Origin of the sequence: Stappia sp. TSB10GB4, assembly GCF_900185745.1 — a bacterium.
Classification (GTDB): domain Bacteria; phylum Pseudomonadota; class Alphaproteobacteria; order Rhizobiales; family Stappiaceae; genus Stappia.
Genome location: NZ_FYAV01000064.1, coordinates 36,951 through 62,497, shown reverse-complemented (window position 1 = coordinate 62,497; position 25,547 = coordinate 36,951). Strand labels below are relative to the sequence as shown.

Annotated in this window: 23 protein-coding genes; 14 read left to right on the top strand and 9 right to left on the bottom strand. The window is 67.4% G+C overall.

Annotation, left to right across the window (positions count from 1 at the left end; genetic code table 11):
• The first annotated feature begins 158 nt into the window (after positions 1 to 158).
• Positions 159 to 497 (top strand): BA14K family protein, encoded by a 339-nt coding sequence (locus TSB10GB4_RS18950; protein WP_186387091.1) that lies wholly within the window; start codon positions 159 to 161, stop codon positions 495 to 497.
• Positions 498 to 579: 82 nt separating this feature from the next.
• Here the strand turns inward: TSB10GB4_RS18950 and TSB10GB4_RS18945 are convergent, their stop codons facing one another.
• The 3 genes from TSB10GB4_RS18945 to TSB10GB4_RS18935 are packed head-to-tail and all read right to left on the bottom strand — an operon-like array spanning position 580 to position 3,499.
• A complete protein-coding gene (locus TSB10GB4_RS18945) occupies positions 580 to 1,824 on the bottom strand; it encodes a TIGR03862 family flavoprotein (RefSeq protein ID WP_186397031.1) in 1,245 nt (414 codons plus the stop codon).
• A gap of 29 nt (positions 1,825 to 1,853) precedes the next feature.
• Positions 1,854 to 2,627 carry an FkbM family methyltransferase gene (locus tag TSB10GB4_RS18940; RefSeq protein WP_186397030.1) on the bottom strand — a complete coding sequence of 258 codons (774 nt, stop codon included), beginning with the start codon at positions 2,625 to 2,627 and terminating at the stop codon, positions 1,854 to 1,856.
• Positions 2,628 to 2,686: 59 nt separating this feature from the next.
• Positions 2,687 to 3,499 carry a glycosyltransferase family 2 protein gene (locus TSB10GB4_RS18935; RefSeq protein WP_186397029.1) on the bottom strand — a complete coding sequence of 271 codons (813 nt, stop codon included), beginning with the start codon at positions 3,497 to 3,499 and terminating at the stop codon, positions 2,687 to 2,689.
• Between the two features lie 446 nt (positions 3,500 to 3,945).
• On the opposite strand from TSB10GB4_RS18935, the gene TSB10GB4_RS18930 reads away from it, so the two are divergent.
• The 3 genes from TSB10GB4_RS18930 (at position 3,946) to TSB10GB4_RS18920 (ending at position 8,056) form a co-directional block, all read left to right on the top strand.
• A complete protein-coding gene (locus TSB10GB4_RS18930; RefSeq protein WP_186397028.1) occupies positions 3,946 to 5,127 on the top strand; it encodes a porin in 1,182 nt (393 codons plus the stop codon).
• 286 nt (positions 5,128 to 5,413) lie between these two features.
• Positions 5,414 to 6,595 carry a porin gene (locus TSB10GB4_RS18925; protein ID WP_186397027.1) on the top strand — a complete coding sequence of 394 codons (1,182 nt, stop codon included), beginning with the start codon at positions 5,414 to 5,416 and terminating at the stop codon, positions 6,593 to 6,595.
• A gap of 294 nt (positions 6,596 to 6,889) precedes the next feature.
• Positions 6,890 to 8,056, top strand: coding sequence for an acetyl-CoA acetyltransferase (locus TSB10GB4_RS18920; protein ID WP_186397026.1), 1,167 nt, complete (start codon positions 6,890 to 6,892; stop codon positions 8,054 to 8,056).
• Between the two features lie 71 nt (positions 8,057 to 8,127).
• On the opposite strand, the gene TSB10GB4_RS18915 is transcribed toward TSB10GB4_RS18920, so the two are convergent.
• Positions 8,128 to 8,829, bottom strand: a complete 702-nt coding sequence (locus TSB10GB4_RS18915) for an HAD family hydrolase (RefSeq protein ID WP_186397025.1) — start codon at positions 8,827 to 8,829, stop codon at positions 8,128 to 8,130.
• A gap of 540 nt (positions 8,830 to 9,369) precedes the next feature.
• On the opposite strand from TSB10GB4_RS18915, the gene cysG reads away from it, so the two are divergent.
• The 9 genes from cysG (at position 9,370) to TSB10GB4_RS18870 (ending at position 18,640) form a co-directional block, all read left to right on the top strand.
• Positions 9,370 to 10,815, top strand: coding sequence for a siroheme synthase CysG (cysG, locus tag TSB10GB4_RS18910; RefSeq protein WP_186397024.1), 1,446 nt, complete (start codon positions 9,370 to 9,372; stop codon positions 10,813 to 10,815).
• Between the two features lie 20 nt (positions 10,816 to 10,835).
• Positions 10,836 to 11,141, top strand: coding sequence for a DUF2849 domain-containing protein (locus tag TSB10GB4_RS18905; protein ID WP_186397023.1), 306 nt, complete (start codon positions 10,836 to 10,838; stop codon positions 11,139 to 11,141).
• Positions 11,142 to 11,219: 78 nt separating this feature from the next.
• Positions 11,220 to 12,878, top strand: coding sequence for a nitrite/sulfite reductase (locus TSB10GB4_RS18900; RefSeq protein ID WP_186397022.1), 1,659 nt, complete (start codon positions 11,220 to 11,222; stop codon positions 12,876 to 12,878).
• Entirely contained in the window at positions 12,865 to 13,620 is a 756-nt protein-coding gene (locus TSB10GB4_RS18895) for a phosphoadenylyl-sulfate reductase (protein ID WP_186397021.1), read from the top strand. The genes TSB10GB4_RS18900 and TSB10GB4_RS18895 overlap by 14 nt, the downstream gene beginning before the upstream one ends.
• A gap of 2 nt (positions 13,621 to 13,622) precedes the next feature.
• Positions 13,623 to 14,147, top strand: coding sequence for a DUF934 domain-containing protein (locus tag TSB10GB4_RS18890; RefSeq protein ID WP_186397020.1), 525 nt, complete (start codon positions 13,623 to 13,625; stop codon positions 14,145 to 14,147).
• Positions 14,148 to 14,246: 99 nt separating this feature from the next.
• On the top strand, positions 14,247 to 15,059 hold the full coding sequence (locus tag TSB10GB4_RS18885; RefSeq protein WP_186397019.1) for a ferredoxin--NADP reductase: 813 nt from the start codon (positions 14,247 to 14,249) through the stop codon (positions 15,057 to 15,059).
• A gap of 76 nt (positions 15,060 to 15,135) precedes the next feature.
• On the top strand, positions 15,136 to 15,765 hold the full coding sequence (locus TSB10GB4_RS18880; protein WP_186397018.1) for an NUDIX domain-containing protein: 630 nt from the start codon (positions 15,136 to 15,138) through the stop codon (positions 15,763 to 15,765).
• Between the two features lie 119 nt (positions 15,766 to 15,884).
• A complete protein-coding gene (locus TSB10GB4_RS18875; RefSeq protein WP_186397017.1) occupies positions 15,885 to 17,072 on the top strand; it encodes a lytic murein transglycosylase in 1,188 nt (395 codons plus the stop codon).
• Between the two features lie 119 nt (positions 17,073 to 17,191).
• Positions 17,192 to 18,640, top strand: a complete 1,449-nt coding sequence (locus TSB10GB4_RS18870) for an aldehyde dehydrogenase family protein (protein ID WP_186397016.1) — start codon at positions 17,192 to 17,194, stop codon at positions 18,638 to 18,640.
• 15 nt (positions 18,641 to 18,655) lie between these two features.
• Here TSB10GB4_RS18870 and TSB10GB4_RS18865 read toward each other — a convergent pair whose 3' ends face one another.
• The 3 genes from TSB10GB4_RS18865 to TSB10GB4_RS18855 form a co-directional block, all read right to left on the bottom strand.
• Positions 18,656 to 19,909, bottom strand: a complete 1,254-nt coding sequence (locus TSB10GB4_RS18865; RefSeq protein ID WP_186387074.1) for a diguanylate cyclase — start codon at positions 19,907 to 19,909, stop codon at positions 18,656 to 18,658.
• 339 nt (positions 19,910 to 20,248) lie between these two features.
• The gene (locus TSB10GB4_RS18860; protein ID WP_186387073.1) at positions 20,249 to 20,884 is read right to left on the bottom strand and encodes a CoA transferase subunit B; all 636 of its coding nucleotides are present in this window, start codon (positions 20,882 to 20,884) and stop codon (positions 20,249 to 20,251) included.
• Between the two features lie 17 nt (positions 20,885 to 20,901).
• The gene (locus tag TSB10GB4_RS18855) at positions 20,902 to 21,597 is read right to left on the bottom strand and encodes a CoA transferase subunit A (protein ID WP_186387072.1); all 696 of its coding nucleotides are present in this window, start codon (positions 21,595 to 21,597) and stop codon (positions 20,902 to 20,904) included.
• A gap of 301 nt (positions 21,598 to 21,898) precedes the next feature.
• Here TSB10GB4_RS18855 and TSB10GB4_RS18850 point away from each other — a divergent pair, with 301 nt between their 5' ends.
• A complete protein-coding gene (locus TSB10GB4_RS18850; RefSeq protein WP_186397015.1) occupies positions 21,899 to 23,698 on the top strand; it encodes an AsmA-like C-terminal region-containing protein in 1,800 nt (599 codons plus the stop codon).
• A 39-nt stretch (positions 23,699 to 23,737) separates the two neighbouring features.
• Here the strand turns inward: TSB10GB4_RS18850 and TSB10GB4_RS18845 are convergent, their stop codons facing one another.
• Both TSB10GB4_RS18845 and TSB10GB4_RS18840 read right to left on the bottom strand, forming a co-directional pair.
• Entirely contained in the window at positions 23,738 to 24,559 is an 822-nt protein-coding gene (locus TSB10GB4_RS18845; RefSeq protein ID WP_186387070.1) for an ABC transporter permease, read from the bottom strand.
• A gap of 49 nt (positions 24,560 to 24,608) precedes the next feature.
• Positions 24,609 to 25,535 (bottom strand): ABC transporter permease subunit, encoded by a 927-nt coding sequence (locus tag TSB10GB4_RS18840; protein ID WP_186397014.1) that lies wholly within the window; start codon positions 25,533 to 25,535, stop codon positions 24,609 to 24,611.
• Positions 25,536 to 25,547 lie beyond the last annotated feature (12 nt).

Genomic DNA, 25,547 nt, shown 5'->3' with positions numbered 1-25,547 from the left:
TGTCTTTGGACCTTCCGCAGCGGTTTTGCGGGGATGCGCAATCCCGTGATCGCGGTCACAGTCGTTTGTGGAAGAAGCGCCTATCTTCAGTTCATGGACGCAGGGAAAAGCGCCCCGACAAAGATCAGAGATCAGCATCTAGCAGAGGGAATGAAGTCATGTTCAAGAAGTTCGCAGTCACAAGTCTTGCAGTCGCCCTGACCGCCGGTGCGGTCCTGGCATCCGGCACCACCGACGCCGAGGCCAAGAAGGGCTGGCATCATCAGAACGGCTGGGCCGCCGCCGGCGGGTTCGTCGCCGGTGCCGTGATCGGCTCCGCCCTGTCGCAGCCGCGCTACTACGAGCCCGCTCCGTACTACGCGCCGGCGCCGGTCTACTACCGTCCCGCTCCGTGGAGCCCGGAATGGTACCGCTACTGCTCCTCGAAGTACCGCTCGTTCAATCCGGACACCGGCTATTTCCGCACCCGTTCGGGCAACTACCGGTTCTGCAACTGACCGCAAGACCCGGTTCCGCTTGAGAGACAAAGGCCGGCCCTCGCCGGCCTTTGTCTCGTTCGGGCGCTGGTGAGGCGCGCCCTTAGCGACCAGTGAGCGCCGCCGCGATGCCGTCCGCTGCCGCGACGCCGCTGGCGAAGGAGGCCTGCAGCAGATAGCCGCCGGTCGGCGCTTCCCAGTCGATCATCTCGCCGGCGACATGCACGCCCGGCAGCTTGCGCAGTCCGAAATCCGCGCCGATCTCCGACCAGGCGATGCCGCCGGCCGAGGAGATCGCCCGCTCCAGGCCGGAAAAGCCCGTTGCCGTCAGCGCCAGCCCCTTGATCCGGCGGGCAAGCTCCGGCGGCTCGCTGGTGCGCGGCCCCGGTTCCGACAGCAGCGCGATGGCGGCGGGCGACAGGCCGGCCGCCTTGCGCAGGTGATTGGACAGCGACTGCTTGCCGCGCGGCCGTGCCAGCCGCTCTGCGAGCTCCGCCTCGTCGAGATCCGGGCGCAGGTCGAGCAGCAGCTCCGCCGTCCCACCCGCCGCGAAGGCCGCGCGCAGTTCGGGCGAGAGCGCATAGACCGCGCCGCCCTCCAGCCCGCGCGCGGTGATCACCGCCTCGCCGGCAACGCGCCGGCCACCGGCGCTCACCGCGATTCGCTTCAGCGGCGTGCCGGCAAAGCGCTGCTTCAGCAGCTCCGACCAGTCGATGACAACGCCGGCATTGGCCGGCGTCAGCGGCGTCACCGTCACGCCGTGCCGTTCGAGCATCGGCACCCAGCCGCCGTCGCTGCCGAGCCGTGGCCAGCTTGCCCCGCCGAGCGCCAGCAGCACCGCGTCCGCCTCGATCTCCCGCGCCCCGTCCGGCGTCTCGAAGGAGAGGCGCCAGCGTGCCGGCGCTTTCACACTGTGCTCCAGCCCGCTCAAGCTCCAGCGGGTGTGGAGCTGGACGCCGCGCGTGGCAAGCCGCGCCAGCAGCGCCCGCACCAGCGGCGAGGCCTTCATCTGGACCGGAAACACCCGGCCGCTCGAGCCGATGAAGGTCTCGATGCCGAGCTCCGCGCACCAGGCCCTCAAGGCCGCAGGATCGAAGGCGGCAATGGCCGGCGCCAGATGCGCCTCCGCCTCCCGGTAGCGGGCAAGAAACGCCGGCATCGCCTCGCCATGGGTGAGGTTCAGCCCGCCGCGCCCGGCCATCAGCAGCTTGCGCGCCGGCGAGGGCATGCGCTCGGTGAGGGTTACGGCAAGGCCCGCTGCCGACAGCCTGTCGGCGGCGATCAGCCCGGCCGGCCCGGCGCCGACGACGACCACCTGCGGGACCGCCCGCGCGTCGTTCTCGCTCATCCTTGCATGTCCCGTTTGTGCCCGCGCGCTCAGCGCAGCGGCGCCCGGCCCCTGGAGAACAGGAAGCCGCGCTTGGCCTCGAACAGCCACAGGCCGAGCTTTGCCAGCAAGGCGACGTCGCCGGCCGGCAGCAGCGACTTGCGCCCGACGCGGGTGAGATTGAAGCCGCGGAAGGTCTTAAACACCCGGCGCGTCATGCCGAAGGTCTTGTGGAAGCGTGGATGCCCGCCGGCGGCAAAGCGCGGATGAAAGGAGATGTAGCAGTCGACCCGCTCGCGCTGCAGCAGCGGCGCCAGCAGCGGCGCCACCTCATATTCCGCCCCCTCGATGTCCATCTTGATGAACAGCTTGTCGCTCGGGGCGATCATCGCCGCGATCTCCTCTACGCTGATGCAGTCGACGTCGAAGGTCACGCTGGCGTCCTTGTGCACGAAGGAGGACATCGAATCGCCCGGCGCGGTCTTGGCGGCCATCTTGCGGCTGCCGCTTTGCGTCCACACCGCCTTGCGGATCACCGTGACCTTGTCCTTGAAGGCCGGGTTGAGCGCGAGATTGGCCTCCAGCTCGTCGGCCGCCGCCGGATCCGGTTCGAAGGCGATGACCTTGCGCCCGCGCTGTGCCTCGTAGAGCACGGTCGGGCCGACCCAGGCGCCGAAGTCGAGGCAGACCGTCTCCGCGTCGATACAGGCATCGAGAATGTCATAGGTCGGCTTTTCCCAGGTGCCGTTCTCCGCCTGCCGCCAGAAGCCGGGGCGCGCGTCGTTCACCTCGAAGGATATGTCGCGGATGGTCACTGTCTGCATGGACTGTCGGCTTTCGTGGGTCGGGCCTGGATCGGGCGTGTTGCGGCAAACCGGCCGGCTCAGCGCCGGTCGGGTGTCGCCGCCGCCTCGCAGAGCTCGCGCTCATAGGCCTTGGAGACGCGCAGGAACCTCGTATAGGCGAAATTCACGGAGATCACGATCCCCCACCAGCCATAGAGCGCATAGCGCCGGATCACATAGGCCTTGAGAAAGGCGAGGGGAAACTCGGTGACCAGCCGCCAGCGGGCGAAGCGCCGCCCGCGCGCCGCCATGTCCCCCACCTGCGCCGTGGAATAGCGGTTCATCTTCTCCACCTGGAAGGCGATGGAGCGGATCGAGCGGTGTTCCATCGGCTGGCGCAGGCGCGCCGGCCGCGCTCCCTTCGGCGGGCGCACCGTGTCGTGGACGGTCGAATCGGAAAAGCGGCCCACGCGCCGGTCGTAGAGGCGGATCTGGATATAGCCATAGGCCCAGGGGGCGGGGGCGGTCTCATGGGCGAAGACGTCGCGGATCGCCACCTCCCAGAACGGCGAGCGGGCGAGGGCGCCGGAGCGGGCCAGCCCCGCGATTTCCGCGGCCAGCGCCGGGGTCGCCGCCTCGTCGGCGTCGAGGTTGAAGATCCAGTCGTTGCGGCACTGGTCCTCGCCGAAGCGCTTCTGCGGCCCGTAGCCCGGCCAGGCATTCTCCACGACGCGCGCGCCATGTGCGCGCGCGATCTCCTGCGTGCCGTCGGTGGAGCCGCTGTCGATGACGACGACCTCGTCGGCGAATGCCGCGACGCTGTCGATGGCGCGGCCGATTCGGTCGGCCTCGTCATGGGCGATGATGAAGACCGATACGGCGATGGCCTCTTCGCCGGCTGTCGTCTGCATCTTCTGGCTCCTGTCAATATGGACAAGTGTGTCGGTCAGGCGCGCCCGGCGGCCGGATGAAGGGAATCGCCCGTCCGCGCCGCCCGCGAATCCCGGTGACGGCCGGCCCGGAAGGGGCGCGCGGGCTGCGCCGAGCTTCTGTTTACGGCCCCGGACAGGCCGCTTCAAGCGGCGCGCGCGCCGCAGGGCGGCGGTGGGGGCAAAACCGGCCTTCGGGACGGAAATCGCGGAAATCGCAGGAAACCTTGGGCATTTGCTAACAGAGGTTTAACGGGGTGTCACCACAAAGACACAGTGTGTCCTCGGCGTGCCCCACAGGGGTATTTGCCGGTTGCCGGCAGCCGTCGGCCTCGCTTAGAACAAGGTCGAGCTCGCGGGGAAGCTTGCTCAACTCTCATCTCCCGTTGGCCGCACGGTCACATAGGGAATAACGACGAGGTCAGGAAATGAACATCAAGAGCATCCTGCTCGGCGCTTCCGCTGCCGCAATGGCGGCCACGGGCGCTCAGGCCGCCGATCTGCCGGTGGCTCCGGAGCCGGTCGACTACGTTCGCGTTTGCGACGCTTTCGGCCGTGGCTTCTTCTACATCCCGGGCACCGAGACCTGCCTGAAGATCGGCGGCGGTGTCCGCGTCGAGTTCCGCGTCAACGACGTGCTCGACAAGGGCGGCAGCAACTGGGATTCGCGGACCGACGAGTCCGTCCGTATCCGTGCTCGTGGCTACATGAACTTCGACAGCCGCACCAACACCGAGTACGGCCTGCTGCGCACCTACGTCGCCGCCTGGTCGACCGCCGACAACGCCGGCGCCTCGGACTTCTACCTGGATGAAGCCTTCATCCAGCTCGGTGGCTTCGTTGCTGGTCGTACGTCCTCGTACTTCGACTTCTACACCGGCAGCAACTACGGCGCGATCCTCGACCAGGGCTTCTCGGACAACGGCGAGACCAACCTGTTCGCGTACACCGCCCAGTTCGGCAACGGCCTGTCGGCTTCGCTCTCGGTCGAAGCTCCGAACAAGCGCGGCGTCATCACCGGCCCGGTCCTCGCCAACTACTACGGCGGCATCAAGGTTCCGGACTTCGTCGCCAACGTCCGCGTCGACCAGGGTTGGGGTTCCGCTCAGCTCATGGGTGCCCTGCACCATGCTTACGGCATCAACGTGCCGGGCGTGACCTCGGGCAAGGGCAAGATCGGCTGGGCCATCGGCGCCGGCGCCACGATCAACCTGCCGATGATCGCTCCGGGCGACAACTTCAACATCCAGGCTTCCTACTCGCAGGGCGCCATCGGTTATGTCAGCTCGGCCTGGAAGGGCGCGTTCGCTGACGCCGGTTACAACGCTGCTGGCGCTCTGAAGATGTCGTCGGCTTGGGGCATCGGTGCGGGCTTCACGCACTTCTGGACCCCGGCTGTCTCGACCGCTCTGACCGTGTCGTACAACAGCCTCGACCAGGCTGCTGGTGGCACCAACATCCGCGACCTCAACGTTCAGGGTAACCTGGTGTGGCGTCCGGTGTCCGGCCTCAGCACCGGTATCGAGCTCGAGTACCGCAACCGGAACCGCAAGGGCCTGGCCAACGACGACGCTCTGGTTGGCATCTTCCGCGTCCAGCGCACGTTCTAATCTGATCCTTTAGGATCGGATTGAGGGCCCGGCGGGAAACCGCCGGGCCTTTTTCTTTGGATCGTGACCTCGATCCCTGGCTGGCGACCACAGGTTGTCGACGCTTCGCGCGCTTCGCGTGTGTCACTGGAAAGACACACTCGGATCGAAGCGTGCAAGGCGAGATGATTTGCCGGTTGCGGGTCTGCGATGGCCTCGCTTACAAAAATATGAGCTAGGGGGGAATGTTTGTTCACCCGTTCCGTTGGCGGCTAGGCCGCGCACGGACAAAGGACGAGGTCAGGAAATGAACATCAGGAGCATTCTACTCGGCGCTTCCGCCGCCGCGATGGCGGCCACGGGCGCTCAGGCCGCCGATCTTCCGGTGGCTCCGGAGCCGGTCGATTATGTTCGTGTTTGCGATGCCTTCGGTTCCGGTTTCTTCTATATCCCCGGCACCGAGACCTGCCTGAAGATCGGCGGCGGTGTCCGCGTCGAGTTCCGCGTCAACGACGTGCTCAACAAGGGCGGCAGCAACTGGGATGCCCGGACCGACGAATCCGTCCGGATCCGTGCTCGTGGCTATCTGAACTTCGACAGCCGCACCAACACCGAATACGGCCTGCTGCGCACTTATGTCGCCGCCTGGTCGACCGCGGACAACGCCGGCGGCTCCGACTTCTACCTGGATGAAGCCTTCATCCAGCTCGGCGGCTTCGTTGCCGGTCGTACGGCGTCGTATTTCGACTTCTACACCGGCGACAACTGGGGTGCGATCCTCGACCAGGGCTTCTCCGATTACGGCGAGACCAACCTGTTCGCGTACACCGCCCAGTTCGGCAACGGCCTGTCGGCCTCGCTCTCGGTCGAGGCTCCGAACAAGCGCGGCGTCATCACCGGGCCGGGCATTCTCGACTACTACGGCGGCGTGAAGGTTCCGGACTTCGTCGCCAATGTCCGCATCGACCAGGGCTGGGGCTCCGCTCAGCTCATGGGCGCCCTGCACCATGCCTATGGCATCAACGTGCCGGGCCTGACCTCGGGCAAGGGCAAGCTCGGCTGGGCCATCGGCGCCGGCGCCACGTTCAACCTGCCGATGATCGCTCCGGGCGACAGCGTGTCGATCCAGGCGTCCTACGCCCAGGGCGCGATCGGCTATGTCAGCTCGGCTTGGGCGGACACCTTCTCCGATGCGGCCTACACGGCGGCCGGCGGCCTGCGCCTGTCGACGGCATGGGGCATCGGCGGTGGCTTCACCCACTTCTGGACCCCGGCTGTCTCGACCTCCATTACCGCGTCGTACAACAGCCTCGACCAGGCTGCCGGCCTTCCGAATATCCGCGACGTCAACGTGCAGGGCAACCTGGTGTGGCGTCCGGTCTCCGGCCTCAGCACCGGTGTCGAGCTCGAGTACCGCAACCGCAACGTCAAGGGTGCGCCGAACGACGATGTCCTGGTTGGCGTCTTCCGCGTCCAGCGCACGTTCTGATCTGATCCTTTAGGATCGGATTGAGGGCCCGGCGGGAAACCGCCGGGCCTTTGCGTTTGCAGAGCGTCCTTCGATGGATCGGCCAGGCGCGAGAGAATAATACTATCATACTGAAGTTATTTATTTAAATCATCGTGATTGACGTTCCCGTAAACAAGGCGCTTGCAAGGCCGCCTGCGAAATGGAATCTTCGCCGGCATTGGAGGAACGGTCCCGCCGAACCGGCGCGGGCGGCCGCGCGGGCGGCACCCGATCCACGTCCGGTCGACTATGGGCGTTATCGCGGAGGTAGTCATGACTGCAGCAATCGTCGGCTGGGCGCATACCCCCTTTGGCCGGCATTCCGACGAGACGGTGGAAAGCCTGATCGTCCGCGTCGCGCGCGATGCCATCGCCGATGCGGGCTTCGAACCGGCGGATATCGACGAGATCGTTCTCGGCCATTTCAACGCCGGCTTCTCGGCACAGGACTTCACCGCCTCGCTGGTGCTGCAGGCCGATCCGGCTCTGCGCTTCAAGCGCGCGACCCGCGTCGAGAATGCCTGCGCCACCGGTTCGGCGGCCGTGCATCAGGGCGTGCGCGCCATCGCCGCGCGCGAGGCGCGGGTGGTGCTGGTCGTCGGCGTCGAGCAGATGACGACGACGCCGGGGCCGGAGATCGGCCGCAACCTGCTCAAGGCCTCCTATCTGCCTGAGGACGGCGACACGCCGGCCGGCTTTGCCGGTGTCTTCGGCAAGATCGCGCAGGCCTATTTCCAGAAATACGGCGACCGCTCCGACGCGCTCGCCGCCATCGCCGCCAAGAATCACAAGAACGGCGTCGGCAACCCTTACGCCCAGATGCGCAAGGACCTCGGCTTCGACTTCTGCCGCGCCGAGAGCGAGAAGAACCCCTTCGTCGCCGGCCCGCTCAAGCGCACCGACTGCTCGCTCGTCTCCGACGGCGCGGCGGCCCTCGTGCTGACCGATATCGAGACGGCGCTCGGCCGCAAGAAGGCCGTCGCCTTCCGCGGCCTTGCCCATGCGCAGGACTTCCTGCCGATGTCGAAGCGCGACATCCTCGCTTTCGAGGGCTGCGGCGAGGCCTGGCGCCGGGCGCTCGCGGCCGCCGGTCTTTCCCTCGACGACCTCTCCTTCGTCGAGACCCATGACTGCTTCACCATCGCCGAACTGATCGAATACGAGGCGATGGGCCTGACCGCGCCGGGCGAGGGGCATCGCGCCATCCTCGAGGGCTGGACCCAGATGGACGGCCGCCTGCCGGTCAACCCGTCGGGCGGGCTCAAGGCCAAGGGCCACCCGATCGGCGCCACCGGCGTCTCCATGCATGTGCTGACGGCGATGCAGCTCACCGGCACCGCCGGCGACATCCAGGTGAAGAATGCCGAACTCGGCGGCGTCTTCAATATGGGCGGGGCGGCGGTCGCCAATTACGTGTCGCTGCTGCAGCCGCTGCGCTGAGGCCGCCGGGACCTGGCAGGCCGCGACCAGACCATATGCAACGAAGGCGCGGGGGTGACCCGCGCCGCTCCTCAGATGACGGCCGACTCCATGTAGCGGGCAAGGTCCAGCATGTCGAAGGCGACGATGTCCCAATTGTCGGTTGGGGCGAGGTCGCTGCGCTGGTCGGCGCCGAATTCCTTCGGCCGGGCGAAGAAGGCGGTCTTGAGGCCGGCAGCGCGGGCGGCCGCCAGATCCGCATTGTGGGCCGAGGCATACATCACCTCGCCGGGGCCGAGGCCCAGCGTTGCGGCGGCCTTGTGAAACAGGCTGCCATCCGCGATCCGGCCCTCCAGCAGATCCGCCCCGAACACCAGGTCCCAGGGCAGCGCGGCGTGTTTGGCGAGCCAGGTCATCGTTGCCGTCGGCGCCTCGGTACAGGACACGATGACATATTCGCGCCGCAGCGCGCGCAGGCCCGGCACGCTGTCCGGCCAGGCGGGAAAGCGCTGCCAGCAGGCGAGTAGGGCCTCCCTGTCCTTGCCGCCGACCTGCCCGTGAAGCTTCGCCTCCTCCAGCACATCGGAGAGGCTTTCGGCAAGCACCGTCACGGCCGTGCTGCCGCCGGCCACCGCCGGCAGGCGTGCCCGATAGGTCTGGTACCAGGCGCTCGCCAGCGCCTCGGGCGAAAGATCTTGGCCGGCTTTTGCCAGAGCGCGCTCGAATCCGCTGGAGAGACCTCTGTGCCAATCGACAACCGTGCCCAATACATCAAAAAAAATAGCTTTTACCACGGGTTTACACTCGGTACTGATCTCACTGAAACGCGTGCGGTATGTCCAGTATTGGTTGCTTGCAACGAGGAATCAACCAAGAGTCTGCTTTCGCGCGCGACAGTAACATCCTTGATCGTGATTTGTGAAAGAAACCTCAGTTATGGATAAGATGTAAAGTTAAGAAAGGTGGCTTGATAATTCGGACGATATCCGAACAAAATCGTGCGACATTTTGAAATGAATGTGATGCGGTTGTAAAGAGCCAACACGGCACGCGGAAGGCTGCAACCCGGCACCGCACACTGCGCCCCGTCGCAGGCTGCCGGGCGCGCGCCTTGCGTTTCGGGGGGCATGCCGCGCCGCAAAACCGCCGAAAGGCCGATCTGTAGCATGATTTTTCCCTGCCGCTTCCCTCCATTGAAATCCCATGCCCGGCGGAACCGCGCCTGACGCTTTATCTCTAGGGGGTGTTTCAGGCTGCCCAGAGATCACGCGGAGATCACGTAGAGATCGCGCAGAGATCGCGCCGGGCAGATCGCGTCAGGGAGATCGCGCCGGATGTCTCGCCAAGCAAGGGCTACGGATCGCAAGCTTGCCGTCTTCCCGGCCTTTCACAAGGTCGAGGGGCAGCGCGTCGTCGTGGTGGGCTGCGGCGAGGAGGCCGCCGCCAAGGTCCGGCTGCTCGCCGAAACGCTGGCCGATATCGTCGTCGTCGCGCCGCGGGCCGAGGAGGTCCTGCTGGACGCGGTCGCCCGCGCCAGCGGCGCCATCGTCGCGGATCCCTTCGCTCCGGCGCATCTTGCGGGTGCCGTGCTGGTCTTTGCCGCCAGCGGCGAGGAAGCGCAGGACACCGCCGTGGTCAGCGCGGCGAAGCGCCTCGGCATCCCGGCCAACGCGGTCGACCGGCCGGAGATCTGCGACTTCTATGTCGGCGCCCTGGTCAACCGCGCGCCGGTCGCCGTCGCCATCACCTCCACCGGTGTCGGCCCCGTGCTGGCCCGCCATATCCGCGCGCGCATCGAGGCGATGCTGCCGCGCGAGACCGGCGATCTCGCCCGCCTTGCCGAGAGCTTCCGCGACACGGTCGCCCGCGTCATCGCCGGCGGCGTCGAGCGCCGCCGCTTCTGGGCGCGCTTCTTCTCCGGTCCGATTGCCGGCCACCTGCAGGCCGGCCGCCCCGATGCGGCGCGCAATGAGGCACAGCGTCTGCTCAACACCCGCAGCGGCGAGGGCGGTTTCGTCTGGCTCGTCGGCGCCGGTCCCGGTGCGGAGGATCTTCTCACCCTGCGCGCGCAGCGCCTGCTGCAGGAAGCCGACGTCATCGTCCATGACGCGCTGGTTCCCGAGGCGGTCGTCGCCATGGGCCGGCGCGATGCCGAGCGGATTTCCGTCGGCAAACGCAAGGGCCGCCATTCGGTCTCGCAAGGAGAGATCAACGCGATCCTGGTGCGCGAGGCCTCGCATGGTCGCCGCGTCGTGCGGCTGAAGGCGGGCGATCCGCTGGTGTTCGGCCGCGCCGGCGAGGAGATTGCCGCCCTGCGCGCCGCCGGCATCGCCCATGACGTGGTGCCGGGCGTCACCGCCGCGCTCGCCGCCGCCGCCAGCACCCGCATCCCGCTCACCCTGCGCGGCGTCGCCTCCGACCTCGTCTTCGCCACCGGTCACGACCGCGACGGCGAGACGCTGCCGTCCTGGGGGGCGATGGCGCTGCGGGGCGCCACCGTCGCCGTCTATATGGGCCGCACGGTCGCCGCCCGCGTCGCCGACCGGCTGCTGGGCGCCGGCCTGTCGCCGGCCACCCCGGTCGCGGTGGTGGAGAACGCGGCGCAGCGCGACGAGCGGTTCTTTGCGGGCATCCTCGCCGATTTGCCGCATCTTCAGGACCGCCACGAGATCGCCGGCCCGACCCTGATCATCATCGGCGAGGCCGTCGGCCATGCCGATCTCGCCAACAGCCAGCCCTTGCGCCCGGTCGCGGCCGAACGGGCCGGCGTTGCCGCATAGCCCCCTGAAGGAGCGATTGCATGAAGGCTTTGACAGCCAACCGACTGATCGATGGCGAAGTGGTGTGGCTCGGCCGCTCCGGCACCTGGGTCGAGACCCTGGCCGGCGCCCGGCTGCTGGAAACGCCGGAGGCGGTGGCCGAGGCGGAAGCGGCCGGTGCCGAGGCCGAGGCCGCCCGGCTGGTCGTCGAGCCCTATCTGATCGACCTCGCCCGCGAGGAGGGCGAGATCGTACCCGTCCGCTTCCGCGAGAAGATCCGCGCCAAGGGGCCGACCGTGCGCCGGGATCTCGGCAAGCAGGCTAGGCGCGAGGTGTCGGCGGCCTGAGCGCCGCCGCGATGAACCGAAGACCCAGAACCCGGAGACGCGCGCGGCGCGGGGTCCGTCGTTCCAGGAGTTGTCAGCATGTACCGCTATGACGAGTTCGATGCCCATTTCGTCTCCGCCCGCGTGGATCAGTTCCGCGACCAGGTGCGGCGGCGTCTGGCCGGAGACCTGACGGAAGACCAGTTCAAGCCGCTGCGGCTGATGAACGGCGTCTATCTGCAGCTCCATGCCTACATGCTGCGCGTCGCCATTCCCTATGGCACGCTGAATGCCCGGCAGATGCGGCGCCTCGCCCATATCGCGCGGACCTATGACCGCGGCTACGGCCATTTCACCACGCGGCAGAACATCCAGTTCAACTGGCCGCGGCTGAAGGACGTTCCCGACATCCTGGCCCAACTCGCCGAGGTCGAGATGCACGCCATCCAGACCTCGGGCAACTGCATCCGCAATGTCACCGCCGACCATTTCTCGGGCGCGGCCGCCGACGAGATCCTCGATCCCCGGCCCTATGCCGAGATCCTGCGCCAGTGGTCCTCGCTGCATCCGGAGTTCTCGTATCTGCCGCGCAAGTTCAAGATCGCGGTCACCGGCGCCCCGCATGACCGGGCGGCGGTGCAGGTGCATGACATCGGCCTGCAGGCGGTGCGCGACGCCGAAGGCAATGTCGGCTTCCGCGTCTTTGTCGGCGGCGGTCTCGGCCGCACGCCGATGGTCGGTCGGCTGGTGCGCGAGTTCCTGCCCGAGGCGGACCTGCTCGCCTATAGCGAGGCGATCCTGCGCGTCTACAACCGCTATGGCCGGCGCGACAACAAGTACAAGGCCCGCATCAAGATCCTCGTCCACGAGACCGGGCTGGAGGAGCTGAAGGCCGATATCGAGGCCGAGTTCGCCGAGATCCGCGACGGCGTCCTGAGGCTGCCGTCCTCGGAGATCGACCGCATCGCCGCCTATTTCGCCCCGCCCGCCTTCGCGGCGGCCAACGGCGACGAGGCGGTGCTGGAGGCGGCGATTGCCGCCGATCCGGCGCTTGCCGCCTTTGCCGCGCGCAATGTCCATCCGCACCGCGCCCCCGGCTACGCCAGCCTCACCATCTCGCTGAAGCCGATCGGCAAGGCGCCGGGCGATGCCACGGCCGAGCAGATGGAGGTCGTCGCCGACCTTGCCGAGCGCTACGGCCATGACGAGATCCGCGTCAGCCACGAGCAGAACCTGGTGCTGCCGCATGTGCGTCGCCGCGACATTCCGGCGATCCATGCAGCGCTCGCCGAGGCAGGTTTGGCCGAGGCCAATGCCGGACTGGTGACGGATATCATCGCCTGTCCGGGGCTCGACTATTGCGCCCTCGCCACCGCCCGCTCGATCCCGGTCGCGCAGCGCATTTCCGAGCGCTTCGCCGCGCCCGAGCGCCAGCGCGAGATCGGCGATCTGAAGATCAAGATCTCGGGCTGCATCAATGCCTGCGGCCATCACCATGTCGGCCATATCGGCATTCTCGGCGTCGAGAAGAAGGGCGAGGAATACTACCAGATCACCCTTGGCGGCTCGGCCGACGAGAACACCTCGATCGGCGAGATCATCGGTCGCGGCTTCTCCTATGACGAGGTCGTCGATGCGATCGAAAAGGTCGTCGACACCTATGTCGGCCTGCGCGAAACCCCGCAGGAAGACTTCCTCGCCGCCTATCGCCGGGTCGGCGACCAGCCGTTCAAGGAGGCCCTCTATGGCACTGCGTGAGGCCTATGCGGTCCGCGACGACCTGCCGCCTCCGGCCCTTGATGCGGCCTGGCTCGCGGAGCGGTTCGTCTCGGCCTCGGCGGAAGCGGTGATCGCGGCGGCGCGCGGGCGCTTCGGCGACCGGCTGGCGATGGTCTCGTCCTTCGGCGCGGAAGCCGCGGTGCTGCTGCACCTCGTCTCGCGGGTCGACCGGACGATTCCCGTCCTGTTCATCGACACCGGCAAGCTGTTCCCGGACACGCTGCGCTACCGCGACCTCCTGGTCGAGCGGTTCGGCCTGACCGACGTGCGCACCCTTGCCCCCGATCCGGCGGACCTTGAGGCGAACGATCCGGCCGGCATGCTGTGGATGAGCGACACCGACGCCTGCTGCGCCATCCGCAAGGTCCGACCGCTGGCGCGCGCGCTGAAGGGCTTCGATGCCTGGATTTCCGGGCGCAAGCGCTTCCAGGCCAGCAGCCGCTCGAACATTCCGGTGTTCGAGGTCGACGGCGAGCGCATCAAGGTCAACCCGCTGGCCGACTGGGACCCGTCGGACCTGCGCGCCTATGCGCAGGCGCAGGACCTGCCGGACCACCCGCTGGTGGCCAGGGGCTATCCTTCCATCGGCTGCATGCCCTGCACCAGCCCGGTGGCCGAGGGCGAGGATCCGCGCGCCGGTCGCTGGCGCGGACGCGACAAGACCGAATGCGGCATCCATCTGGCCTTGCCGATGGAGAACGAACAGGGAGCCGGGATCTGACCATGGCGGCACGACTTTACCGGGCCGGCGGCTTCGTCGCCGACGAATGGACCCATCTGGACGACGCGGCGGCGCTGCCCGCGGAAGGGGCGGTGATCGTCTCGCTCGCCCGCTTCCTCGCGGCCGCGTCGGATGTGCCGCAGGGCGTCAGGCTTGCGCCTTTGGTCAAGGCAGGCGATGATCCGGCGCAACTCGCCGGCCATCTTTCCGCTCTGGATCTGGTGGTGGTGGATTTCGCCAAGTTCTCCGACGGGCGTGGGTATTCGACCGCGCGCCTGTTGCGCCAGCGCTACGGCTTTGCCGGCGAAATCCGGGCGAGCGGCGATGTCCTGCTCGACCAGATCCCGTTGATGCGGCGGGTCGGGTTCGATGCCTTCGCGGTTCTCAACGAGCCGACGCTGCGGGCGCTGGAGGCGGGGCACGATGTCGACGTGCCGCTCTACCTGCAGCCGGCCGAACGCGCGGGAGAGGTGCCGGCGGGCGCGCGGTCCTGGGCCCGGCGTCCGGCGGATGCGCAGCTTTCCTGATGCCGGCGGCGCGCCGCTTGGCTTTGCTCGCGGCGGATCCTTCGGCTATACGCGGTGGTCAGGCATACGCATTGTTCAAGACGGATTGGGGATAGACGGATGAATGTGGTCAATCTTGCCGGCGATCTCGCCGATGCGATACCGGCCGGCGCCACCGCCGAGACGGTGACCGAGGTTCAGCACTATACGGACGATCTGTTCCGCTTCCGCATGACCCGGCCGGCGAGCTTCCGCTTCCGCTCCGGCGAATTCGTCATGATCGGCCTGATGGTTGAGGGCAAGCCGGTGTTCCGCGCCTATTCCATCGCCTCGCCGTCCTGGGACGAGGAGCTGGAATTCTTCTCGATCAAGGTTGCCGACGGCCCGCTGACCCAGCATCTGCAGAAGATCCAGGCCGGCGACAAGGTGTTGATGAAGAAGAAGCCGACCGGCACGCTGGTCAACGACGCGCTGACCCCCGGCAAGCGGCTCTACATGTTCTCCACCGGCACCGGCTTTGCGCCCTTCGCCAGCCTGATTCGCGACCCGGAGACCTACGAGAAGTTCGAGGAGGTGATCGTCACCCACTCGTGCCGCTTCGTCGCCGAGCTCGCCTATTCGCAGCAGACGGTCGCCGCCACCCGCGAGGACCCGCTGATCGGCGAACTCGCCGCCAGCCAGTTGCGTCTGTTCACCTCGACCACCCGCGAGCCGCACGAGCATGTCGGCCGCATCACCACCCTGATCGAGACCGGCGATCTGTTCCGCGCCCTCGGCGTGCCGCCGCTCGATCCGGCGACCGACCGGGCGATGATCTGCGGCTCGATGGCGATGCTGAAGGACACCAAGGCGCTGCTGGAGGCCGCCGGCCTCACCGAGGGCGCCAACAACCGTCCGGCCGAGTTCGTCATCGAGCGGGCCTTCGTCGGCTGACGACTTTCGCCCCTCTTGCGCCCATCGCTCGCGGCTGACATGAGTGTGGTGCCGTGTTGGGGTATCGGGGGTGTTGATGGATCGGCGGAAATTGCAGGACCCGGCGGGCCGGGAAGAGGAAGAGGCTGTGCGCGTCGTCTCCGAGCGCAGCCTCTATGAAGGCTTCGGCAGCTATCGCGAGATGGTTGTCGACCAGCCGCTGGCGTCCGGCGGCACGGTCGAGATTTCAAGAGAATTCCAGGCCCGGCGCGATGTCGTCGCCGTCCTTCCGTATGATCCGGTGCGCCGGGTCGCGCTGCTCGCCCGCCAGCTTCGCGTGCCGCTGTTCGCCCGCGGCGATCACGACGGCTATCTGGAGGAAGTGCCGGCCGGCTATATCGATGAGGGCGAGAGCGCCGTCGAGGCCGCCCGCCGCGAGGCGGCGGAAGAGGTCGGCGTCAAGGTCGGCGAACTGGTGCATGTCGCCGACGTCTTTCCCTCGCCCGGTTCCCTCACCGAGCGCCTCAGCCTCTATCTCGCCCGCTACGGCGCCGGCGATGTCGTCTCCGGCGGCGGCGGCCTTGCCGAGGAGGGCGAGGAGATCGAGGTGCTGGAATGGCCGCTGGCCCGGCTCGGCGAAGCCGTCCAGGAGGGCGGCCTCTCCGACGCCAAGACGCTGATCCTCGTCCAGGCCCTGATGCTACGCGCGCCCGATCTCTTCTCCTGACGCGCGCCATTCTCCGCCATCCTCCGCCATTGTGCTGACACGATGTCGCGGCCTGATGGACCGTGATGGCGGATTGGCGGGAGCGGCGCATGCGGCAGGCTGGGGCTGGGCGGTTTTGCATGGGGGAACGGTTTTTTGCGGGGCTTGCGGCCGCGCTGGCGCTGGTCGCCGTTGGCACGGCGCCGGCCGCCGCCTCGCTGGAGGCCTGCCTGCCGCAACTGCGCGCGGCGGCGCTGAAGGCCGGCGTCAGCCAGCGCACCGTCGATGCCGCGCTCGCCAATGTCGCCTATGACGAGAAGGCGGTGCGCTTTTCCACCAGCCAGCCGGAATACCAGACGCCGATCTGGGACTATCTCGCCTTCCTCGTCGACAAGGAGCGCATCGCCGACGGGCGCAAGATGCTCGAGCGCCATGCCCGCGTGCTGGAGCGGGTGGAGAAGACCTACGGCATCGACCGGCATATCGTCGTCGCGGTCTGGGGCGTCGAAAGCGATTACGGCCAGTTCCGCGGCGATTTCCATGTGCCGCACGCGCTCGCCAATGTCGCCTGCACCGGCCGGCGGGCCAACTACTTCCGCTCCGAGCTGATCGAGATCCTGAAGATCGTCGATCGCGGCGACGTCCGTCTTGCCGACCTGCACGGCTCCTGGGCCGGCGCCTTCGGCCAGACCCAGTTCATGCCCTCGACCTATCGCCGCCTTGCGGTCGACTTCGATGGCGACGGCCGCAAGGACCTGGTCAACTCGGTGCCGGACGCGCTCGCCTCCACCGCCAATTACCTGAAGAATGCCGGCTGGGTCACCGGCATGCCCTGGGGCTACGAGGTCAAGCTGCCGGCCGGCTATCGCGGCCCCTCCGGCCGCAAGGCCAAGGTCGCGGTCAGCGAATGGGGCAAGCGCGGCATCCGCCATCTCGACGGCGGCGAGCTGACGGGGACGGCGCAGGCGGGCCTGCTGCTGCCCGCCGGGGCGCAAGGCCCGGCCTTCCTGGTCTTCAGCAATTTCGATGCGATCTACACCTACAATGTCGCCGAGAGCTACGCGCTGGCGATCTCCCATCTCGCCGACCGGCTGATGGGGGGAGGGCCGTTCCATGTGGCCTGGCCGACCAGCGATCCCGGCCTGTCGCGCAAGGAGCGGCTGGAGCTGCAGAAGCTGCTGCTGCGCGCCGGCTACGACATCGGCGAGGCGGACGGGCGGGTGGGCGCGGCGACCCGCGCCGGCATCAGCCAGGCCGAGGCGCGGCTCGGCCTGCCGGTCACCGGGCGTCCGGGCCAGCGCATCTACCGGGCGCTCGGCGGGCGCTGAGCGTCCCCTCCCGCCCGGTGCGGGGCGGCATCGCGACGCAAGCCGGGCGATTGTCGGCTCGCGTGTCATCCGCTAGGCTCTGATGGCGGTATTCATATGACAAATCAAAGGGGCACGGCATGGACCTGCGTCACTTCGAGGCGGTGATCGACGGCAGGCTGACGGCGGCGGTCGCCGGCGGGCGCATCGAGATGCTCTGTCCCAGCGACGGCAAGGCCTTCGCGACGATCCCGCGCTGCGATGCCGCCGATGTCGGCCGCGCGGTGGTCGCCGCCCGCCGTGCCTTCGCGGAAGGCGGCTGGGCGGTGCGCCCGTCGGTGGAGCGCGGCCGCATCCTGTCGCGCATCGCCGAGCTGATCCGCGCGCATGAGGACGAACTGGCCGCGCTGGAATCGCGCGACACCGGCAAGCCGCTGCGCCAGGGGCGCGCCGACATCGTCGCGGCCGCCCGCTATTTCGAATTCTATGGCGGGGCTGCCGACAAGATCACCGGCGAGACCCTGCCGGTCCAGACCGGCTTTGCCGCGATGACCTTCCGCGAGCCGCATGGGGTGGTCGGCTCGATCGTGCCGTGGAACTACCCGGCGCAGATCATGGCGCGGGTGGCCGGCGCGGCGCTCGCCATGGGCAACACGGTGGTGATGAAACCGGCGGAGGATGCCTGCCTGTCGGTGCTCAGGATCGCCGAACTGGCGCTGGAGGCCGGGTTGCCGGCCGGTGCCTGGAATGTCGTCACCGGCCATGGCGAGGAGGCGGGCGCGGCGCTGGCCAACCATCCCGGCCTCGATTTCCTGACCTTCACCGGCTCGCCCGAGGTCGGCACGCTGATCCAGATGGCGGCGGCGCGCAACCATATCGGCTGCACGCTGGAGCTTGGCGGCAAGTCGCCGCAGATCCTGTTCGCCGACGCGGATCTCGACGCGGCGCTGCCGGTCATCGTCAACGCGATCATCCAGAATTGCGGCCAGACCTGCTCCGCCGGCAGCCGGCTGCTCGTCGAGGCGAGCCATCTCGACAAGGTCACCGAGCGGCTGCGGCACGGGTTCCGCGCGCTGGTCAGCGGCCCGCACGATCAGGACCTCGACCTCGGTCCGCTGATCAATGCCGGCCAGGCCCGTCGCGTCGCCGGCTTTGCCGAGGAGGCGGAGCGGGCCGGCGTGCCGCTGATCGCGCAAGGCACCATCGCCCCGGCCAGCGCCCCCGGCGGATATTACGTTCCCGCCCGCGTCTTCGGGCCGGTGCCGCTGGAGGCGCGCCTTGCCCGCGAGGAGGTGTTCGGGCCGGTGCTGGCGGTGATCCCGTTCCGGGACGAAGCCGAGGCGGTGAGGATCGCCAATGCCACCGACTACGGGCTGGTCGCCGGCGTGTGGACGCGCGACGGCGCGCGGGCGATGCGGGTGGCGCGGGCGGTGCGCTCGGGTCAGGTCTTCGTGAATGGCTACGGGGCCGGTGGCGGTGTCGAACTGCCGTTCGGCGGGTTCAAGAAATCGGGCCACGGACGGGAAAAGGGCTTCGAGGCCTTGCGGGAATTCTCGGCACTGAAAACGATTGTCATCAACCACGGCTGAGCGTGATTGACCCGGTCAGGAAGCGACCGTGCGGTTGCGGCCGCCATGCTTGGCTTCGTAGAGGCGCATATCGGCCAACCGCAGGGCCGCGCGCAGGTTGGCTTCCGTTCCGCCCGACAGGCCGACGCTGATCGTCACGGGGCCGAGGGACTGCAACGGACCGGCCTCTCCGGTCAGCTCCGCCAGCTCTTCGCGGACCTTGTCGATGAAGTCGAGGCAGGCGGGCGCCGCAAGACCGGGCAGCAGCACGCAGAACTCGTCGCCGCCGAGCCGCGCCGGGAAGGCGCGGGGCGGGCGGTGTTCCTCCACGATCTGGCCGAACAGGCGGATCAGCTCGTCGCCCTGTTCGTGGCCGAACCGGTCGTTGACGGATTTGAACGTGTCGATGTCGATGGCCGCCACCGCCACTTCCTCGCCGCTGCGGCGGGCGCGGTCGAACAGTGCAGTGCCTTCGGAGAACAGATGATGGCGGTTGGACAGGCCGCTCAGCGCATCGCGATGCGCCATGCTCGACAGGGTCTGGATCCGGTCGAGCATGTCGAGATTCTGCGAGATGCGCAGCATGAACTCTTCCGGCGTGCAGGACTTCGACAGGAAGTCGTTGGCGCCCGACTTCAGGAACCGGGCGATCACTTCCGGGCCGGCCTTGCCGGACAGGCCGATCACCGCCAGCTCGTTCATGCTGAAGCGGCCGCGCACCGCGCGCAGCACCTCGAACCCGTCGACCCGCGGCATCACATAGTCGAGCACCACCAGCCGCAGGTTCTCGAACGTGCCGAGCATCTCGATGGCGGCCTCGTGACTTGAGGCGGTGTGGACGCGCAATTGATAGAGCGACAGGCGGCGGGAGATCACTTCGGTGTCGACCCGGCTGTCGTCGACGACCAGCGCGTCGATCTCGCGGTTGGCGCAGACCCGCTGCACCAGCGCCGTCAGATAGGTCAGGCTCGCCGGACTGTCCTTCAGGATGTAGTCGACCACGCCCTTGTTGAGCAGCGTATGGCGCAGGGCCTCGTCGAAGCGGCCGGAAAAGACGATGGTGGGCAGCTTGGCGTTCAGCGTCACGTCGACGATTTCGCCGTCCGGCGCGTCCGGCAGGGTCAGGTCGACCAGCGCCACCAGCGGTCTGAAACCGGGTTGGGCCAGCAGCGCCTCGGCCTCGGCGCGGTTGGTCGCGGAGACGACCTTCAGCCCGTGGATGGAGCTCAGTTGACGACGAATGACGCGTTCGAAGAACGAGGCGTCCTCTACAAGCAGAACTTGTCCCATATCGACTGATCCAAATCACTTCCAGGTGGCGGATCATTGATTGGCGGGGGTAAACGAAGCGTTTACCGAATCGATGTTTGGGCGCGCCTGCCCATGGTGCGTCCAAATGTCAGGTGTCGCGACGCGCGTCGAGGCGGCAGGACCGGAAAACCGGACTTGCTGCGACGAACGCAAATTTTCGCCGATTTGGAGCGATTTTTTGCAAAATTCCGCGCAATTTTCGAGAGCGGCGCGCGATCTTCCGCAGCGTCGATATCCCCGCGCGCCGGCCTGGGTGCCGGAGGGGAAAGGCGAACGGGTCACCCCGTTCGCCGTCAGGTTGTATGTTTAGCCGGGCCGTCAGGCCGGAACGGTCAGCTTGGCCGTCGTGCTCGCCTTGACCTCGTCCACGGTCACGTCCTTGGCCAGCTCAACCAGAACGAGCCCATCCCCGGTCACGTCGAAGACGCCGAGATTGGTGATGATCCGGTGCACGCAGTGGACGCCGGTCAGCGGCAGGGTGCATTCGGGCAGCAGCTTCGGTTCGCCGGCCTTGGACGTGTGGTCCATGATCACCACGACGCGCTTGACGCCGGCGACCAGGTCCATGGCGCCGCCCATGCCCTTGACCATCTTGCCCGGGATCATCCAGTTGGCGAGGTCGCCCTTCTCGGAAACCTCCATCGCGCCAAGGATCGACAGGTCGATATGGCCGCCGCGGATCATGCCGAAACTGTCGGCGGACGAGAAATAGCTCGTCTGCGGCAGTTCGGTGATGGTCTGCTTGCCGGCGTTGATCAGGTCGGGATCGACCTCGTTCTCGGTCGGGAACGGGCCCATGCCGAGCATGCCGTTTTCCGACTGCAGCGTCACGTGGACACCCTCGGGGATGTAGTTGGAGACCAGCGTCGGGATGCCGATCCCGAGATTGACGTAGAAACCATCCTCCAGTTCCTGCGCCGCCCGCTGGGCCATTTCGTCGCGAGTCCAGGCCATCTTGTTCTCCCTTGTCCTCAGGCGGCGCGGGTGGTGCGCTTCTCGATCCGCTTCTCGTGCTGGCCGAGAATGATGCGGTCGACGAAGATGCCCGGCGTGTGGATAGCGTCCGGATCGAGATCGCCGATCTCGACGATTTCCTCCACCTCGACCAGGGTGACCTTGCCGGCGGTCGCCATCATCGGATTGAAGTTCCGTGCGGTCTTCCGGTAGATCAGGTTGCCTTCCTTATCCGCCTTCCAGGCCTTCACCAGCGACACGTCGGCGACCAGTCCGGTCTCCAGGATATACGTCTCGCCGTTGAACTCCTTATGCTCCTTGCCCTCCGCGATCAGCGTGCCGACGCCGGTCTTGGTGTAGAAGCCGGGAATGCCGGCGCCGCCGGCGCGGATGCGCTCGGCGAGAGTCCCTTGCGGGTTGAATTCCAGCGCGAGTTCGCCGTTCAGGTACTGGCGCTCGAACGTGGCGTTCTCGCCGACATAGGAGGAGATCATCTTGCTGATCTGGCGGGTCTGCAGCAGCAGGCCGAGCCCGAAATCGTCGACGCCGGCATTGTTGGAGATCGCCGTGATGTTCTTCGCGCCGCTGTCGCGCAGCGCGGTGATCAGGTTCTCGGGGATGCCGCAGAGGCCGAACCCGCCGGCCATCACGGTCATGCCGTCAAACGTCAGTCCCGCAAGCGCGGCGTCCGCGCTGGGGTATACCTTATTCATGGGCGTCTCCTCGCATCCGCGTCTCCTCGCAACAGGCCATGCGGGACGGCCCGGTAACCGTGGGCCGGCAGCCAACATGAACCGTTCGTCAGGCGACCTGTGATACCGTCCTTGCCCTGTTATCTCAAGCATCATCCATCTTGTCCGGGATTTGTGCCGGTTTCGTCTTGAACCGCTCGCGCCGACCCCCTATCCCGGTTGTCGGGGCGGCGCGATGCAGCGCCGCGAGAAGGCAACACGGCGCGATGCAGCGCCGCGAGAAGGCAACACGGCGCAGTCGGGGCGCCGGTCGGATCTGGTCATGAAGCGCCTGCTGGCGATCCTCACTGCGGCATTTGTCCTCGTCTCGGCGGCCGGCTTGTCCGCCTATCTGCTGATCGCCCGCGAGGTGTCGCGCGAGCGCGTCGAGGCGATGTTGTCCTCGCATTTCGGCGGAACGGTCCATCTGGCCGCCGCGCCGAGGATTTCCTTGCTCCAGGGCCCCTCTCTGGTGATCGAGGGCTTGCGCCTGGAAGGCCGGGACGGCCGGTGGACCGTGGAGGCGGATCGGCTGGTGTCAAACATCGAGCCGGCACGCCTGTTCTTCGGCGAAGTCCTTCTGTCATCTCATCTTTTGGAAGGCGCGCGGCTTCATTTCGATGGCCTGGACCTCGCGCCGGCAAGCCTTGCCGGGCTTGGCGAGGACCTGACGCGGCTGATCGAGGCGCAGGTCGCGATCGCCGGGGGAGAGGTCAGTTGGGGCGACACGCGGCAGCCCCGGCTGGTCGATCTCTCCCTGCGCCTTAATCCCACTGTCGACGGCGGCTCTATCCGCGGGTCGCTGATGGCCGGCGACCAGAAGGTCGAGTTCAGCGCCAGCCTTGGAAACCGCGGAACCCTGACCGGCCGCGCCAGCGGGCCGGTGGCGGTGTCGATCGCCTCGCCCCTTGCCGCGTTCCGGATGAACGGCGCCCTGCGCAATCCGGACGCGGCGCGCCTGGAGGGGACCTTCGAATTCAGCACCAGCGATTTCAGGGGGTTGTCGATCCGTTTCGGCCGGGCACTGGTCGGCGAGGCGAGTTTCGGCGCGTTGCGGATCGGCGGCCAGGGGGCGGTCGATCTGTCGCGCCTCGTGCTCGATACGGCGAGGCTCGAACTCGACGGCAATGTCGGCGAAGGGCGCCTCGGCTTCGAACTCGGCGAGAAGCGGCCGCGCCTTGAGGGAACTCTTGCCTTCGAGAGCTTCGATTTATCCGCCTATCTCGGCGAGCTGCAGGGCATTGCCGGTCTCGCCGTCGCGTCCGGGGACAAGGGGGCCAACAGCCTGCGGCAGCGGCCGCTCGCCGGGTTTCTGCGGGCCGGCGATATCGATCTTCGCCTGTCGACGGCGAAATTCGTCACGGCGGGCCTGTCCGGCGGGCCGAGCGCGATCTCGCTGTTGCTGCGCGACGGGGATTTGACGGTCGACCTCAGCGAAACCATGGTTGCCGGCGGTGTGCTCGACGGCGCGGCCCGGCTGAAACCGGTCGGCGGCGGCGGCGAGGATTTCGACTTCTCGGCAAATGTCGTCGTGGAGGCGGTCGATACCCGACAACTGACTGGTTTTGCAAGGGTTTCCCTGCCTGATACGGGCCGGTTGAGCCTGCGTATCGATCGCTCGGGGCGGGGAGAAACCCTGGCCGCGATCCTCGCCTCCGCCGGGGGCGAGGTCGAGCTGGCACTGGAGAAGGCGAGCTTCCCCGCCGGGGGAGAGGTGCTGGGCCGGCTGCTTTCGGACGGTCAGGCGGCGAGCGGCTCCAGCTCCGGGTCGGGCCCTGGTTCCGGCGCCACGCCGCTGGTGGTCGAGCGGCTGTCGGCGAAGGCCAGGGTCGAGGAGGGAGACCTGCGGCTGGCGGAGGTCGAGGTGCTGACCGGGCAGCAGGTGCTCCAGGCCGGCGGCCGCATGTCCTTGACGGATCTGGCCCTTTCGCTGCGCGGCCGGCTGGCGCCGCGCCTGGCCGGCACGCAGCCGGATGCGGCGGCGATTGCCGAGGCTGGCATGCCCGTGCTGGTGCGCGGCACGCTGGCGCAGCCGAGCCTGCTGCCCGATCTCACCGGCGTCGGCTCGCCGTCGCAGCGCTGAAGTCGTTGCGATACTTGCGTTTTCGGAGGCCGGCCGCGCTCAGCCCTGGGCTTCGGCCCGGCGCATGTCCTGCTGGCGCTGCATCTCCCGCCGCTTGGTGATCAGCGAGGTGAAGATCACCACCACCGTCACCACGCCGACCAGGATCGTGCAGACCGCGTTGATCTCCGGCGTCACCCCGAGACGCACCTGCGAATAGATCTTCATCGGCAGGGTGGTGGCCTCCGGACCCGTGGTGAAGCTGGCGATGACGAGGTCGTCCAGCGACAGGGTGAAGGCCAGCATCCAGCCGGCGACGACGCCCGGCAGGATGATCGGCAGGGTGATCGAGAAGAAGGTGCGCACCGGCGGGCAGCCGAGATCCTGCGCGGCTTCCTCGAGCGAGGTGTCGAAGCCGGCGAGCCGCGACTGCACGACGACGGCGACGTAGCACATTGCGAAAGTGGTATGGGCGATGATGATCGTCCAGAAGCCGCGGGCCTGGTCGATGGCGACGAAGAGCAGCAGCAAGGACAGGCCCAGGATCACCTCCGGCATCACCAGCGGCGCATAGACCATGCCGGAGAACAGGCTCCTGCCGGCGAAGCGTCCCGAGCGCACCAGCACCAACGCGGCGAGGGTCCCCAGCACGGTCGCGATGCTCGCCGAGGCGAAGGCGACCCGCACGGTCACCCAGGCGGCGTCGAGGAGCTGCTGGTTGTTGAACAGCGACACATACCACTGCGTCGAGAATCCGCCCCAGACGGTGACCAGCCGCGAGGCGTTGAAGGAGTAGATCACCAGCAGCACGATCGGCAGGTACAGGAACGAGAATCCCAGCACCAGCGATGTGATGTTGAACCAGCTCGGTCCCTGTCTCATCGTGCTCCCCCGCGCTTTCCGGTCCCGTCCGGTCCTGTCGGTCGGGCGCTCACAGGCCCTTCTCCGCGGCTTTCTGCTGCTGGTTCTGGAAGAGCACGATCGGCACCACCAAGATCAGCAGCAGAATGACGGCAACGGCCGAGGAGACCGGCCAGTCGCGATTGGTGAAGAACTCCGTCCACAGGGTCTTGCCGATCATCAGGGTCTCCGATCCGCCGAGCAGGTCGGGGATGACGAACTCGCCGACAGCCGGAATGAAGACCAGGAAGCAGCCGGCGATGACGCCGGGGATCGCCAGCGGCACGGTGATCGTCCAGAAGCTGCGCCAGGGCGGGCAGCCGAGGTCGGCCGCCGCCTCCAGCAGGCTGGCATCCATCTTCTCCAGGTTGGCATAAAGCGGCAGCACCAGGAAGGGCAGGTACGAGTAGACGATGCCGATATAGACGGCGATGTTGGTGTTGAGGATCGTCATCGGCTGGTCGATCAGCCCGAGCCACATGAGAAACTGGTTGAGCAGGCCCTCGTTCTTCAGGATGCCGATCCAGGCATAGACGCGGATCAGGAAGCTGGTCCAGAACGGCAGGATGACGAGCATCAGCAAGGTGGTGCGCCACTCGGTCGGCGCACGGGCCATGCCATAGGCGATCGGAAAGCCGACCACCAGGGTGATCAGGGTCGACACCGCGGCGATCGACACGCTCGACAGATAGGACTTCCAGTAGAGGGAGTCGCGAGTCAGCCAGACATAGTTCTCGAAGGACAGGTCCCCGAGCATCTTCACCAACCCGCTCCAGCCGGTGGCCGGGTCGAAGGTCGGCGTATAGGGCGGTATCGCCACGGCGATCTCCGACAGGGAGATCTTGAAGACGATGAAGAAGGGCGCGAGGAAGAAGAACAGCAGCCAGGAATAGGGCAGGGCGATCAGCAGCCATCCGCCGATGCTGCGCCTGGGTTTCGCGCTTACCTGATCTGGCATCGCCTTGCCTCC

Coding starts and splice junctions, on each gene's coding strand:
- TSB10GB4_RS18950 (WP_186387091.1), top strand. CDS start 159: ATGTTCAAGAAGTTCGCAGTCACAAGTCTTGCAGTCGCCCTGACCGCC.
- TSB10GB4_RS18945 (WP_186397031.1), bottom strand. CDS start 1,824: ATGAGCGAGAACGACGCGCGGGCGGTCCCGCAGGTGGTCGTCGTCGGC.
- TSB10GB4_RS18940 (WP_186397030.1), bottom strand. CDS start 2,627: ATGCAGACAGTGACCATCCGCGACATATCCTTCGAGGTGAACGACGCG.
- TSB10GB4_RS18935 (WP_186397029.1), bottom strand. CDS start 3,499: ATGCAGACGACAGCCGGCGAAGAGGCCATCGCCGTATCGGTCTTCATC.
- TSB10GB4_RS18930 (WP_186397028.1), top strand. CDS start 3,946: ATGAACATCAAGAGCATCCTGCTCGGCGCTTCCGCTGCCGCAATGGCG.
- TSB10GB4_RS18925 (WP_186397027.1), top strand. CDS start 5,414: ATGAACATCAGGAGCATTCTACTCGGCGCTTCCGCCGCCGCGATGGCG.
- TSB10GB4_RS18920 (WP_186397026.1), top strand. CDS start 6,890: ATGACTGCAGCAATCGTCGGCTGGGCGCATACCCCCTTTGGCCGGCAT.
- cysG (WP_186397024.1), top strand. CDS start 9,370: ATGTCTCGCCAAGCAAGGGCTACGGATCGCAAGCTTGCCGTCTTCCCG.
- TSB10GB4_RS18905 (WP_186397023.1), top strand. CDS start 10,836: ATGAAGGCTTTGACAGCCAACCGACTGATCGATGGCGAAGTGGTGTGG.
- TSB10GB4_RS18900 (WP_186397022.1), top strand. CDS start 11,220: ATGTACCGCTATGACGAGTTCGATGCCCATTTCGTCTCCGCCCGCGTG.
- TSB10GB4_RS18895 (WP_186397021.1), top strand. CDS start 12,865: ATGGCACTGCGTGAGGCCTATGCGGTCCGCGACGACCTGCCGCCTCCG.
- TSB10GB4_RS18890 (WP_186397020.1), top strand. CDS start 13,623: ATGGCGGCACGACTTTACCGGGCCGGCGGCTTCGTCGCCGACGAATGG.
- TSB10GB4_RS18885 (WP_186397019.1), top strand. CDS start 14,247: ATGAATGTGGTCAATCTTGCCGGCGATCTCGCCGATGCGATACCGGCC.
- TSB10GB4_RS18880 (WP_186397018.1), top strand. CDS start 15,136: ATGGATCGGCGGAAATTGCAGGACCCGGCGGGCCGGGAAGAGGAAGAG.
- TSB10GB4_RS18875 (WP_186397017.1), top strand. CDS start 15,885: ATGGGGGAACGGTTTTTTGCGGGGCTTGCGGCCGCGCTGGCGCTGGTC.
- TSB10GB4_RS18870 (WP_186397016.1), top strand. CDS start 17,192: ATGGACCTGCGTCACTTCGAGGCGGTGATCGACGGCAGGCTGACGGCG.
- TSB10GB4_RS18865 (WP_186387074.1), bottom strand. CDS start 19,909: ATGGGACAAGTTCTGCTTGTAGAGGACGCCTCGTTCTTCGAACGCGTC.
- TSB10GB4_RS18860 (WP_186387073.1), bottom strand. CDS start 20,884: ATGGCCTGGACTCGCGACGAAATGGCCCAGCGGGCGGCGCAGGAACTG.
- TSB10GB4_RS18855 (WP_186387072.1), bottom strand. CDS start 21,597: ATGAATAAGGTATACCCCAGCGCGGACGCCGCGCTTGCGGGACTGACG.
- TSB10GB4_RS18850 (WP_186397015.1), top strand. CDS start 21,899: ATGAAGCGCCTGCTGGCGATCCTCACTGCGGCATTTGTCCTCGTCTCG.
- TSB10GB4_RS18845 (WP_186387070.1), bottom strand. CDS start 24,559: ATGAGACAGGGACCGAGCTGGTTCAACATCACATCGCTGGTGCTGGGA.
- TSB10GB4_RS18840 (WP_186397014.1), bottom strand. CDS start 25,535: ATGCCAGATCAGGTAAGCGCGAAACCCAGGCGCAGCATCGGCGGATGG.